At 45.7% G+C, this 13,579-nt stretch carries 10 protein-coding genes; 6 read left to right on the plus strand and 4 right to left on the minus strand.

Features of this window, described 5'->3' with window-relative positions; genetic code table 11:
• The first annotated feature begins 6 nt into the window (after nucleotides 1-6).
• Together purL and ICN29_RS01065 are read left to right on the plus strand one after the other, a co-directional pair.
• On the plus strand, nucleotides 7-4,008 hold the full coding sequence (purL, locus tag ICN29_RS01060; RefSeq protein ID WP_216128868.1) for a phosphoribosylformylglycinamidine synthase: 4,002 nt from the start codon (nucleotides 7-9) through the stop codon (nucleotides 4,006-4,008).
• Between the two features lie 20 nt (nucleotides 4,009-4,028).
• Nucleotides 4,029-4,790, plus strand: coding sequence for a spermine/spermidine synthase domain-containing protein (locus ICN29_RS01065; protein ID WP_255538008.1), 762 nt, complete (start codon nucleotides 4,029-4,031; stop codon nucleotides 4,788-4,790).
• An 81-nt stretch (nucleotides 4,791-4,871) separates the two neighbouring features.
• Here the strand turns inward: ICN29_RS01065 and ICN29_RS01070 are convergent, their stop codons facing one another.
• From ICN29_RS01070 to ICN29_RS01080, 3 genes are all read right to left on the minus strand, one after another.
• Nucleotides 4,872-7,457, minus strand: a complete 2,586-nt coding sequence (locus tag ICN29_RS01070) for a bifunctional aconitate hydratase 2/2-methylisocitrate dehydratase (RefSeq protein ID WP_216128870.1) — start codon at nucleotides 7,455-7,457, stop codon at nucleotides 4,872-4,874.
• A 177-nt stretch (nucleotides 7,458-7,634) separates the two neighbouring features.
• Nucleotides 7,635-7,823 (minus strand): superinfection immunity protein, encoded by a 189-nt coding sequence (locus ICN29_RS01075; protein WP_216128872.1) that lies wholly within the window; start codon nucleotides 7,821-7,823, stop codon nucleotides 7,635-7,637.
• Between the two features lie 5 nt (nucleotides 7,824-7,828).
• Nucleotides 7,829-8,278 (minus strand): DUF2147 domain-containing protein, encoded by a 450-nt coding sequence (locus ICN29_RS01080; protein ID WP_216128874.1) that lies wholly within the window; start codon nucleotides 8,276-8,278, stop codon nucleotides 7,829-7,831.
• An 85-nt stretch (nucleotides 8,279-8,363) separates the two neighbouring features.
• On the opposite strand from ICN29_RS01080, the gene pyrG reads away from it, so the two are divergent.
• From pyrG to ftsB, 4 genes are read left to right on the plus strand one after another with little or no spacing between them, the layout of a single operon-like run.
• Nucleotides 8,364-10,025 carry a CTP synthase gene (gene pyrG / locus ICN29_RS01085; protein ID WP_216128877.1) on the plus strand — a complete coding sequence of 554 codons (1,662 nt, stop codon included), beginning with the start codon at nucleotides 8,364-8,366 and terminating at the stop codon, nucleotides 10,023-10,025.
• A 9-nt stretch (nucleotides 10,026-10,034) separates the two neighbouring features.
• A complete protein-coding gene (gene kdsA, locus ICN29_RS01090) occupies nucleotides 10,035-10,898 on the plus strand; it encodes a 3-deoxy-8-phosphooctulonate synthase (protein WP_216128879.1) in 864 nt (287 codons plus the stop codon).
• Between the two features lie 53 nt (nucleotides 10,899-10,951).
• Nucleotides 10,952-12,238, plus strand: a complete 1,287-nt coding sequence (gene eno / locus ICN29_RS01095) for a phosphopyruvate hydratase (RefSeq protein WP_216128881.1) — start codon at nucleotides 10,952-10,954, stop codon at nucleotides 12,236-12,238.
• A gap of 21 nt (nucleotides 12,239-12,259) precedes the next feature.
• On the plus strand, nucleotides 12,260-12,589 hold the full coding sequence (gene ftsB, locus ICN29_RS01100) for a cell division protein FtsB (RefSeq protein ID WP_216128884.1): 330 nt from the start codon (nucleotides 12,260-12,262) through the stop codon (nucleotides 12,587-12,589).
• Nucleotides 12,590-12,592: 3 nt separating this feature from the next.
• On the opposite strand, the gene hslO is transcribed toward ftsB, so the two are convergent.
• On the minus strand, nucleotides 12,593-13,558 hold the full coding sequence (gene hslO, locus ICN29_RS01105; RefSeq protein WP_216128886.1) for an Hsp33 family molecular chaperone HslO: 966 nt from the start codon (nucleotides 13,556-13,558) through the stop codon (nucleotides 12,593-12,595).
• Between the last annotated feature and the right edge of the window lie 21 nt (nucleotides 13,559-13,579).

Below are 13,579 nucleotides of genomic sequence, written 5' to 3' on the forward strand. Positions count from 1 at the left end.
CTAGGGATGTCTTTTTTCCATTTTTTACCTGGCGCGAACGCGCTTTCATCATTCCGCCAACAGCGTCTTTTAGCCTCCTTAGCAGCCCAAGGTATCGAGCTAAATTCGATGGAGGCGCAATATCTTCACTTCATTTGGTCTGAAAAAGCATTAAGCCCTCAAGATCAGGAAGTGCTTGCTAGTCTGTTAACTTACGGTCAACCGTTTACTGGCACTAATTCTAAACAGGGCGCTGTAGTCATTCCCCGCCTGGGAACAGTTTCTCCATGGGCTAGCAAAGCAACTGATATTGCTCGGCAATGTGGATTGAATGTATTGCGTATTGAACGTGGTGCACGGTTCTCGTGGAAAGCCAAAAAAACATTAAGCGCAGCACAGGAAAAAATTGTGTTGGCTGCAGTTCATGATCGTATGACAGAAGCCATCATTCAATCGGCGGATGAGGCTAATGCCCTGTATCAAACCCTCGAAGATCGTCCTTTAAGTCGGATTGTAGTGTTAGAGCAAGGTAGGGCGGCGCTAGACAAGGCCAATCAAGAGCTCGGTTTAGCCCTTTCTGATGATGAAGTTGATTATTTAACAGAAAATTTCATACGGCTAAAGCGTAACCCAAGCGATGTAGAGCTCATTATGTTTGCGCAAGCCAATAGTGAGCATTGCCGCCATAAGATTTTTAATTCAAGCTGGACAATTGATGGCGATGATCAAGAGCGTTCATTGTTTGCCATGATTCGCAATACCCATCAACTGCACCCAGAAGGAACCATTGTTGCGTATTCTGATAATTCCGCTGTGATGGTCGGTTGTGAATCAGAGACCTGGGTTCCGCAGGGTGATGATCACCGTTATGAAAAAGATACCCGTTTAGTGCATACCTTAATGAAGGTAGAAACTCATAACCACCCCACTGCAATTGCACCATTTCCAGGAGCCTCTACTGGTGCTGGAGGCGAGCTTCGTGATGAAGGTGCTACTGGGGTTGGTGGCCGTCCTAAGGCAGGCTTAACTGGCTTCTCGGTCTCTAATTTGAACATCCCTGGAACAGACCTTCCTTGGGAAAATGAAAAGTATGGCAAACCTGAGCGCATAGCAACACCATTGCAGATCATGATTGATGGACCATTAGGCGGCGCCGCCTTTAATAATGAATTTGGCCGTCCGATTTTGGGTGGCTACTTCCGCGTATTTGAACAAACCCTTGAGGGCACACGTCGGGGTTATCACAAGCCCATCATGATCGCTGGCGGTATCGGTAGCATTGATTCCATTCATACTGCGAAGAAAGCAATTCAGGCAGGGCATTTATTAGTTCAACTTGGTGGTCCTGGTATGCGGATTGGCATGGGTGGCGCTACCGGTAGTTCAGTTGCTACCGGAACCAATACTGCAGATTTAGATTTTGACTCTGTACAACGCGGCAATCCAGAAATGGAGCGTCGTGCACAAGAGGTTATTAATGCCTGTCGTGCTATGGGGCAAAAAAATCCAATCGTTTCGATTCATGACGTTGGTGCCGGCGGCTTATCCAATGCCTTCCCTGAGTTAGCTGATGGTGCAGGCTTGGGTGCAAAATTTAAATTACGCAGCGTGCCTCTTGAAGAGAGCGGCATGAGCCCTGCGGAGATCTGGTGCAACGAGTCTCAAGAACGCTATGTCTTGGCGATTGAAGCAAAAGATTTAGCGCTTTTTAAATCCCTTTGTGAGCGTGAGCGTTGCCCATTCGCTGTAGTCGGCGAGGCCACAACAGAGCGCCAATTACAGCTGAGCGATTCTAAACAGAGTTTAGGTGCTGATGCAGCCATGCCAATTGATATGCCAATGGAAGTCCTGCTTGGTAAACCTCCACGCATGCATCGTGATGTTCAACGGGTAGCTCAGCAATTTAACGAACTGAATGTCACTGATGCTGATCTTGCTCAGTCAATTGCTTGGGTGCTACAACAACCCACCGTTGCTAGCAAATCATTCTTGATAACCATTGGCGACAGAACGGTCGGCGGCTTAAATGCCCGCGATCAATTTGTTGGTCCATGGCAAGTGCCGGTAGCGGATTGTGCTGTCACCTTAATGGATTACAAAGGCTATCGCGGTGAAGTCATGAGCATGGGGGAAAGAACTCCCTTAGCAGTGATTGATGCTCCCGCAGCAGCTCGGATGGCTGTTGGCGAGGCCATTACCAATCTACTAGCTGCCGATATTCATCATTTAGGAGATGTTAAGTTATCTGCAAACTGGATGGCTGCCTGCGGCTCTCCAGGTGAGGATGCCAAACTTTATGAATCTGTTAAGGCAGTTGGCATGGAATTGTGTCCTGCTTTAGAAATTTCAATACCCGTTGGTAAAGATTCTTTATCGATGGCAACAGCCTGGCAAGATGCAGGGCAAGATAAAAAAGTTGTGGCGCCTGTTTCCTTAATTATTTCAGCATTTGCATCTGTGCAAGATGTCCGTAAAACTCTGACTCCGCAGTTAAAGCTTAAAGAGCACGATGGAGTAGTGTTAGACACTGAGTTAATTCTGATTGATCTTGGTCGTGGCAAAAACCGTATGGCTGGCAGTATTCTGGCCCAAGTCTTGAATCAATCCGGAAAGATTGCACCAAATCTAGATCACCCGGAAGATCTGAAAAATTTAGCTGCAGCCATCATTGAGCTTCGTAAAGAAAACAAGCTCTTGGCTTATCACGATCGCTCTGATGGTGGATTATTGGCTTGTATTGCTGAAATGGCATTTTCATCTCATTGCGGTGTCTCCATCAATGTTGACATGATTGCAGTCGACGCTAGCCAAGAGCCGGACTATGGTGATGCAAAGAACTGGGCGGAGCAGGTTTCTGGTCGCCGTCATGAGCAAACCATGCGCGCATTATTTAGTGAAGAGCTTGGCGCAGTTATTCAGGTGCGTAAAGCAGATCGAGATGCAGTCTTTGCAGTACTTCGTAAGCTTAATCTAAGCGCATTCAGTCACGTCATTGGCAAACCCAATACCAATGGACGTATTGAGATCTGGCGTGATGCTAAAAACATCTTCGCAGAGCCACGTGAAACTCTACAAAAGATGTGGACTAATACCAGCTATCAAATAGCGCGCTTACGTGATAACCCAGCTTGCGCTGATAGTGAATTTGCTCTCTTAGATAAATTGTCTGATACAGGCATGTCCCCAAAGCTGACTTTTGATGTTGCAGAAGATATTGCTGCTCCCTTTATTCAGAAGAATATACGTCCTAAAGTGGCAATTCTGCGCGAGCAAGGCGTTAACTCCCATGTAGAAATGGCCTATGCCGTTAACTGGGCTGGCTTTGATAGCTATGACGTCCATATGTCCGATCTTTTAAGCGGCAGGGCAAAGCTTGATGACTTTAGGGGCTTGATCGCTTGCGGTGGTTTTAGTTATGGTGACGTACTTGGTGCTGGCGAAGGTTGGGCAAAAACCATCCTCTTTAATCAACAACTCCGAGATCAGTTCTCAACATTCTTTAATCGACAAGATAGTTTCGCTTTAGGTGTATGCAATGGTTGCCAGATGATGAGCAATCTATCTGGAATTATTCCTGGTGCACAGGCTTGGCCGAAATTTACGCGTAATCAATCAGAACAATACGAAGCCCGTTTAGTGATGGCGGAAGTACTTGCTTCACCTTCGATCTTTACGCAAGGTATGGAGGGTAGTCAATTACCAATCGCCATAGCGCATGGTGAGGGTTTTGCTAATTTCAGCCAGCAGGGCAATCTGGATCAATTACAACAGCAAGGTTTGATGACATTACGTTTTGTTGATCATGAGGGTAAGGCAACTGAAACCTACCCAATGAACCCTAACGGCTCCCCGGGCGGATTAACTGGTGTAACCACGCCTGATGGCCGCTTTACGGTCATGATGCCGCACCCAGAGCGAGTATTTCGTGCTGTGCAGATGAGCTGGTGCCCGCCTGAGTGGTTGAATACTCCTGATGGTGCGAGCCCCTGGTTACGCTTATTCCGTAACGCGCGTCGTTGGGCTCAGTAGTTAGTGCACTCCAAGCAGCTATGTTGATGGAACCAGTCACCTTCTCCGAGAGCGGAGGAATACGTTATCTTCATTTTGGCACTGAGTTAATTCAAGGGGCGATGCGTATACGAGACCCTAATGAAATTTATCTTGAGTACAACCAGCAAATGATGGCCTGGCTATTATTTTTAGAAACCAAACCTGGCATGCGGGCATCTCAATTGGGGCTTGGAACTGGGGCCTTAACAAAATTTACCCACCTCCATTGCCCAGCCGTGAAATCAACCGTAGTAGAACTAAACCCTGCCGTGATTGTGTCGGCAAGAACTATGTTTGCAATGCCAGATGATGATCGTAGGCTAGAAACACTTCAGACAGATGCTAAGAAATTTGTGAAGAGCCCTCAATACAAAAACACCTTTGATGCAGTCCAAGTTGATTTGTATGATGCGATTTGTGATGGCCCATCAGCAAGTTCTTTGGAGTTCTATAAGGGCTGCTACAACATCCTCAAAGAACCCGGTGTTTTGACGGTGAATCTATTTTCACGCCATAAGAGTTTTAAGATCAACCTCAAAAATATCTGCGAAGCGTTTGATAATCGCGTACTGTTATTTCCAGAGTCCCATGATTGCAATGTAGTGGCCATTGCCTTTAAAGGCCCAAAGCTAGAGGCAGAGTGGAGGGATGTTTCAGCTCGCGCAAAACTGATTAAAGAGAGAACAGATCTACCAACTAATAAATGGGTATCTGGCATTAGTCGTGAAAATGCTCGGCAGGAATTAAAGTTGTCCATATAAGAAAATTGGACGAGAAAAAAGGCGATCAATTGATCGCCTTTTCTTATTCCACACATCTAAAAATATGCCGAAACCTTCTCTTTAGATCGTTACAGTATCAGCAACATCACTAAATGACTTGATCTTGTCAAAGTTCATATAACGATAGACTTCAGCAGATTTAGCATTGAGTGACTCTACTTGCTCGAGATACTCTTTGGGAGTCGGCAGGCGACCCAAGAGGGCAGCTACGGAGGCTAGCTCTGCAGAAGCCAAATACACTCGGGTATCAATACCTAAACGGTTTGGAAAATTCCGGGTGGATGTCGATACCGCTGTAGAGCCCTTACGCATCTGCGCTTGGTTACCCATACACAGTGAACATCCTGGCGTTTCCATGCGGGCACCTGTGCGACCCAAAATGCCGTAGTAACCCTCTTCAGTGAGAACCATTTGATCCATCTTGGTTGGAGGCGCAATCCATAAGCGCGTAGGAATATCAGTCTTACCCTCTAATACCTTACCAGCAGCACGGAAGTGGCCAATATTAGTCATGCATGAGCCGATAAAGACTTCGTCAATCTTCTCGCCAGCAACTTCAGAGAGGAATTTCACATCATCTGGATCGTTAGGGCAGGCCAAGATAGGCTCTTTGATTTCGTTCATATCGATTTCAATGATTTCTGCGTAGTCGGCATTGGCATCCGCTTTTAGTAACTCCGGCTTAGCGATCCAAGCCTCCATCGCTTTGATTCGGCGACCTAAAGTACGCTTGTCTTCGTAACCGTTAGCAATCATCCATTTCATCAAAGTGATATTGGACTGCATGTACTCAATGATAGGTTCTTTGTTCAATTGAACGGCGCAACCACCAGCAGAGCGTTCCGCGGAAGCATCAGACAATTCAAATGCTTGCTCAACTTTGAGGTCTGGCAAGCCTTCAATTTCTAAAATACGGCCAGAGAAAATATTTTTCTTTCCTTGCTTGGCAACCGTCAACAAACCTTTTTTGATGGCATACAAAGGTATGGCATTAACTAAGTCACGTAATGTAATGCCTGGCTGCATCTTGCCTTTGAAGCGAATCAATACAGATTCAGGCATATCTAAAGGCATCACGCCAGTAGCTGCAGCGAAAGCAACTAAACCAGAGCCAGCAGGGAATGAAATACCAATTGGGAAGCGGGTATGGCTATCGCCACCGGTACCGCAGGTATCAGGTAATAACAACCGATTTAACCAACTGTGAATCACGCCATCACCAGGACGTAATGCAACACCACCACGATTGGTCATAAATGCCGGCAACTCATGGTGAGTGCGTATATCAACTGGTTTTGGATATGCCGAGGTATGGCAGAAGGATTGCATGACCAAGTCAGTAGAGAACCCTAAGCAAGCTAAATCTTTTAATTCATCACGAGTCATCGGACCGGTGGTATCTTGCGACCCAACGGTAGTCATATGTGGCTCACAGTAGGTGCCAGGACGAACGCCTTGACCCTCTGGTAAGCCACAGGCGCGACCAACCATCTTCTGCGCCAAGCTAAAACCTTTCTTGTTATCAGGAGGACTTACTGGCACACGGAATTCAGTAGAGGCCGGTAAACCAAGAGCTGCACGCGCTTTAGCAGTTAGGCCACGACCCACGATCAATGGGATACGACCGCCAGCACGCACTTCATCAAAAATCACGGGGGACTTCAGAGAGAAAGTAGTAATTTCTTTACCATCTTTCAGAGCCTTGCCTTCATATGGGCGTAATTCAATCACATCACCCATATTCATTTGATTGACATCGAGCTCAATTGGCAATGCACCAGCATCTTCCATCGTATTAAAGAAGATTGGTGCGATCTTGCTGCCTAAGCAAACACCGCCGAAGCGTTTATTTGGAACAAAGGGAATGTCTTTACCAGTCCACCACAGCACCGAATTCGTTGCTGACTTACGTGAAGAACCAGTACCAACAACGTCCCCCACATAAGCGATTTGATTGCCTTTTTTCTGCAGCTCTGCAATTTGCTTCATCGGACCGCGAACACCGGTCTCATCAGGCTCAATTCCAGTGCGTGGATTTTTTAACATCACAGTTGCATGCAAGGGAATGTCTGGACGACTCCATGCATCCGGTGCTGGAGATAAGTCATCGGTATTCGTTTCACCAGTCACTTTAAACACTGTGAGTTTCAGACTTTCAGGTACAGCAGGGCGGCTAGTAAACCATTCAGCATCGGCCCAACTCTGCATTACAGACTTGGCATTAGCATTACCTTTTTCAGCCAGTTCTTGAACATCATGAAAGTAGTCAAACATCAATAACGTTTTCTTAAGGGCGCTAGCAGCAGCTGCCCCACACTCGGCATCAGCCAGGAGCTCAACTAAAGGCTTGATGTTGTAACCACCAAGCATCGTGCCTAATAGTTCAGTCGCTTTTACACGAGAAATCAAAGGTGATTTTTCTGTACCCTTTGCAATAGCGTCTAAAAATTCTGCCTTTACTTTTGCCGCCTCATCAACGCCAGCAGGTACACGATTTGTAATGAGCTCTACAAGTTCAGCCTCTTTGCCGGCTGGTGGATTTTTTAACAATTTGACCAGCTCAGCAGTCTGATCCTTGGTTAAAGGGAGGGCTGGTATACCAAGAGCTGCACGTTCAGCAGCAATGGTGTTATAGGCTTCTAACATGGTGTTTCCTATGAGGTAAATGTGTTCTATAGAAAGGCTAATTGGGAATTCTCTCCCGAATCACTTCATTATAGTTGCTTATTTAAGTCTTATATAAGAGTTTAAAACCCTTAAATATTGCGTTTATTGGGTGAAATTCTGTTCAATAGGGGGGTTATCAGTCAACTTTCACCAAAATTAGATGATTTGCTCATCCTTTAATGCCCAAACGAGTGCAACTACCCATCCAATCAGGGACCAACCCAAAAAGAGGTTCAGTGCAAAAATGGCCCCGCTATTAGCCCTTTTTCGATTAAACGCAATTGCAAAGGGTAGGAAGTAAAAGAGGGACAGAATCGTAATTAAAATGGCAAAAAGAAGTCGCATGAGGTCTATCTCTCCCTAGTCCAAGTTTGTGTTCTACCTAGCAATGGAATGCCTATATAGGCTCGTAAATCGAGCTTATTACCTTGATCCGTCAGGTAGATTGAGGCCCGATAAATTTCACCATCATCAGGATCCAATATTTTGCCGCCAGAGTAAGTCTCAGAAGTCTTTCTCAATCCGGTCAGGATTTCCATACCAACAACAGGCTTTCCTTTACGGGCATCAGTGCATTTTTCACATGTTGGAAGGGCGCTAGGATCCAATAATTTAGTCACCACACCTGAAAAAAGGCCATTTTTCTCCGAAATGAGAACGATAGCAGCCGGCTGATTCATCTCATCATCAAATGTCTTCCAAGATCCTGTAATAGCGTCATTAGTCTGAGATTTGAGATTGCCAGCCCCAAAGAGCAGGACGATCGCTAAAAATAAGTGGTTCAGAAGTGTATTTTTCATGAATTTAGGCCATATTACCCCTTTTGGATTTCTGTAATTCCCAGTCTCTGTCGTTATAATTACTTTTTCCAACAGAGCTTAAGCGATGACCAAATACGTTTTTGTCACTGGTGGTGTAGTTTCTTCCTTAGGGAAAGGAATTGCAGCTGCCTCGCTTGCCGCGATTCTTGAATCCCGCGGCCTGAAAGTCACCCTCCTAAAATTAGATCCTTACATCAACGTTGACCCGGGCACCATGAGCCCACTTCAGCATGGTGAAGTTTTCGTGACTGAGGATGGTGCTGAAACAGATTTAGATTTAGGTCACTATGAGCGCTTCGTATCAGCGAAGATGCGTAAGAGTAATAATTTCACCACTGGCCAGATTTATGAATCAGTCATTAGCAAAGAACGTCGTGGTGAATACTTAGGTAAGACTGTGCAAGTGATTCCCCATATTACCAATGAAATTCAAGCATTTGTAGAGCGTGGTGCGCAAGCTAGCCATGATGGTAAGGCGGATATCGCTATTTGTGAGATTGGCGGCACTGTTGGTGACATTGAATCGCTGCCTTTTCTAGAGGCCGCAAGACAGATGAGTCTGCGCCTTCCATTGCACAGCTGCGCCTTTGTCCACCTGACTCTAGTACCTTATATTCATAGCGCTGGCGAGCTGAAGACTAAGCCAACCCAACACTCTGTTCAGAAGTTGCGTGAGATCGGGATTATGCCGACGGTATTGCTATGCCGTGCCGATCGTCCTATTCCAGAAGATGAGCGCGCTAAGATTTCTCTCTTTTCCAATGTGCGTGAAGAGGCGGTCATTTCTGTTTGGGATGTTGATACGATTTACAAGATTCCAGAAATGCTCCATGCACAAGGAATGGATGATTTGATTTGCCGCGAATTAGAAATCAACGCTAAGCCAGCTGATCTTTCTGTCTGGGCTAACTTGGTTTATGAGATGGCCAATCCACAACATGAGGTCACTATTGGCATGGTTGGCAAATACGTTGAGCTAACCGAATCCTATAAATCTTTGATTGAAGCCTTACGCCATGCTGGTATTCATGCGCATACCAAAGTAAATATTAATTACATCGATTCAGAAGTCATTGAAAAAGATGGAATTGATTGCTTGAAAAAATTAGACGCTATCTTAGTTCCCGGCGGGTTTGGTAAGCGCGGCACTGAAGGTAAGATTGCCGCCATTCGTTATGCCCGCGAAAACAATATTCCCTACCTAGGAATTTGCCTAGGGATGCAATTAGCAGTGATTGAATTTGCGCGCCATGTCGCCAATATCGCAAATGCCAACAGTACTGAATTTGATCCGCAAGCTGAAAATCCAGTAGTTGCTTTAATTACAGAATGGATGGATAGAGAAGGGCGCGTGGAGAAGCGAAGTAATGATTCTGATCTCGGTGGCACCATGCGTTTAGGATCACAACGTTGCCCAGTCAAAGCTGGAACTTTAGCGCACCGTATTTATGGCGCAGAGGTGAATGAGCGCCATCGTCATCGTTATGAAGTGAATAATATTTACGTTCCAAAGCTCGAGAAATCTGGTTTGATTATTTCTGCCAGAACGCCAAATGAATCTTTGCCTGAGATGATGGAATTACCGGAGTCAATGCACCCATGGTTTTTTGGGGTGCAGTTCCATCCAGAGTTCACCTCTACACCTCGAGATGGCCATCCTTTGTTCTCAGCATTTATTGGCGCAGCGCTCATCCAGCAAAACGTAGCGTTAAAGCAAGTTGCTTAAGAGGAACTTATGAGCTCATTTCAACTATGTGGTTTTAATGTTGGCCTAGACCAGCGTTTCTTCTTAATCGCTGGTACATGTGTCATTGAATCTGAGCAATCAGCTATTGATGTTGCTGGCCAATTAAAAGAAATTACGAGTAACTTAAAGATCCCATTTATCTACAAATCTTCATTTGATAAAGCGAATCGCTCTTCTGGAAATTCATTCCGTGGCTTGGGAATGGAGAAGGGTCTAGAGATATTGGCTAAAGTTAAAAAACAAGTCGGCGTCCCAATTTTGACTGATGCCCATGATATTAGTGAGATCGAGGCAGTATCTGAGGTAGTTGATGTAATTCAAACCCCCGCTTTTTTATGCAGACAAACCGATTTCATTAGAGCTTGCGCTCAAAGTGGTAAGCCAGTTAATTTCAAGAAAGGCCAGTTCCTTTCGCCTCATGAAATGCTCAATGTGATTGAGAAGGCCAGGGCGGCTGCTAAAGAAGTGAATCTTCCTGATCAATTTATGGTTTGTGAGCGCGGCGCTTCATTTGGTTATAACAACCTGGTTTCTGATATGCGAAGCCTAGCGATCTTGCGCGAAGCAAATGCACCCGTTGTTTTTGATGCGACCCATTCGGTGCAATTGCCTGGTGGACAAGGTACAGCTAGCGGTGGTCAGAGGGAATTTATACCTGTATTGGCTCGCGCGGCAGTTGCCGTTGGTATCAGCGGCCTGTTCATGGAAACACATCCAGATCCATCCAAAGCTTTATCTGATGGACCTAATGCAGTGCCCTTGCAGCGGATGAAAGAGTTATTGGAATCACTGCTTGCGATTGATACAGTAGTGAAAACTAGAGGTCCATTTTTAGAAAGTAGCTTTAAATAAATTTACAGAAAATTTATTAAGCCCCATTTCGTATTGTTTTAAGGAGAAGGTGCATGAGCGCCATTGTTGACATCATCGGTAGAGAAATTTTAGATTCACGTGGTAACCCAACGGTAGAATGCGATGTATTGCTCGAATCCGGTGTCATGGGGCGAGCAGCAGTACCTTCTGGCGCTTCTACAGGTTCACGTGAAGCGATTGAGCTACGTGATGGCGATAAGGCTCGCTATTTAGGTAAGGGCGTTCTCAATGCCGTGCAAAACATTAATGTTGAAATTGCAGAAACTATTCTTGGTTTGGATGCTACTGAGCAGGCTTTTTTAGATCGCACCCTAATCGATTTGGATGGTACGCACAACAAGGCTCGCTTAGGTGCTAATGCAACCTTGGCTGTTTCGATGGCTGTTGCCAGAGCGGCTGCTGAAGAAGCAGGCTTACCTTTGTATCGTTATTTTGGTGGTTCAGGCGGTATGCAATTACCTGTACCCATGATGAATATCGTGAATGGTGGCGCACATGCCAATAACAGCCTAGATATCCAAGAGTTTATGGTGATGCCTGTGGGCGCTGAAAATTTCCGCGATGCCTTGCGTTGTGGCGCTGAGATCTTCCATGAACTGAAAAAAATCCTTGGTGCTCAGGGCATGCCTACTACAGTTGGTGACGAAGGTGGCTTCGCACCAAACTTTAAGAGTAATCAAGAGTGCTTGCAAACCATCATGAAAGCAATTGAGGGTGCTGGTTACCAAGCTGGTGAAGATGTGTTGTTGGCTCTAGACTGCGCCGCGAGCGAGTTCTACAAAGATGGCAAATACCATCTTTCAGGCGAAGGTTTGCAACTGACCTCTAGTGAGTTCTCAGACTACCTAGGAAATTTAGCCGATCAATTCCCAATCGTATCGATTGAGGATGGTATGCACGAGAGTGATTGGGATGGTTGGGCTGATATTACCCAGAAACTGGGTAAAAAGATTCAATTGGTTGGCGATGATTTATTCGTAACTAATACTCGCATTCTCAAGGAAGGGATCGAGAAGGGGGTTGCTAACTCTATCTTGATCAAGATTAATCAGATTGGCACCTTGACAGAAACTTTTGCAGCAATCGAGATGGCAAAGCGTGCTAACTACACTGCGGTGATCTCTCATCGCTCTGGCGAAACTGAAGACAGCACTATTGCCGATATTGCTGTGGGCACGAATGCTGGCCAGATTAAGACAGGTTCTTTATCGCGCTCTGATCGGATTGCTAAATACAACCAGTTATTACGCATTGAAGAAGATTTAGGCGATGTTGCGACTTATCCAGGAAAATCCGTTTTCTACAACTTGAAGCGTTAAAACTCAAACGATCTATTTGTTATGCGGATAGTCATCTACTCTATGCTGTTATTGCTCATAGCAATTCAATACCCACTTTGGCTGGGAAAGGGTGGATGGCTTAAGGTTTATGAAATGGAAAAACAAGTAGAACTGCAAGAGGCTAAAAATAGTCTTTTGGCTCTTCGTAATGCCAAGCTAGCTGGCGATGTGAAAGATTTAAAAGATGGTACGCGTGCGATTGAGGAGCGCGCCAGGGCCGAACATGGCTTAGTCAAAGAAGGTGAGTTTTTTGTGCAGATCTTGCCTATTGATAAGGCCGCCGCAGCTCCTGCAGATGATGGCATCAAATCAACTACCACTAAGCAATAAAGTCTAGTGGCCGCTAGATGGTGGTCTTGTAGCGTCACTGAGTAAATCTGTCTTAAAGACTTGTAAACAGTCTACAGCATCAAACCGATAAGGCTTGGCACAAAACTCGCAGACAGTCTCGACTGCACCTTGTTCAGCCAGTATTCCCTGAACCTCTTCTTCGCCAAGCATACGCAATACATCTGCAACTTTATTGCGCGAGCAGCGACAAGAAAAACGGATCTGGCGTGGCGAAAAGCTGCGCACCCCATTCTCTGTAGACTCTTCTAGAAATAATCGCCTCAAAATGGTTTCAGGAGCAAGAGTGAGAAGCTCTTCATTAGTGATGGTTTCACCTAAGGTCTGGATGCGAATCCATCCTTCAGCTGCATTTTGCGAATCAAGGTGCACATGACCGCCTGAGTCAGGCATGCGTTGCAATAAGAGGCCGCCGATATGAGTATCGTTTGAGGCTAACCAGATTCGAGTCTCTAATTGCTCCGACTTTTGCATATAAAGGCCAATAGCTTCAGCAGCGCTAGATACTGGTTTGATAACACCGCCATGCTGCTCCTGGAGCGCAACAATCCCTTGATAGGGTGGCTGACCTGGCTCACGATCTGATGGGTCTAGTGTGATGACGAGCCTGCCAGAGTTACCTGCATCTAATAATTCACCGAGGCTAGCATGAGGCGCAATTTCTGATGGATCTACAGAGAGCTTAACAGTAGCTCTCATAGATAAATCAGACTTACATTCAACTACTAGAAGCTGGATTGGGCCTTTGCTTTGAGCCTGAATAATCAAGGTGCCATCAAACTTTAGGCTGGCGCTTAAAAGCGTGGCTGCACCCACAAAATCTCCTAGGATACGGCGGACTGCAGGTGGATCGTCACGGCGTTCTAAAACCGCCTGCCAAGCAGTACTAATGGAAACGATTTCCCCGCGAACAGGGGCTCCATCACAGACAAATACCAGTAATTCATTCATAGGGCAAAGTATCCACGTTTT

Source organism: Polynucleobacter nymphae (genome assembly GCF_018882155.1).
Taxonomy (GTDB): Bacteria; Pseudomonadota; Gammaproteobacteria; order Burkholderiales; family Burkholderiaceae; genus Polynucleobacter; species Polynucleobacter nymphae.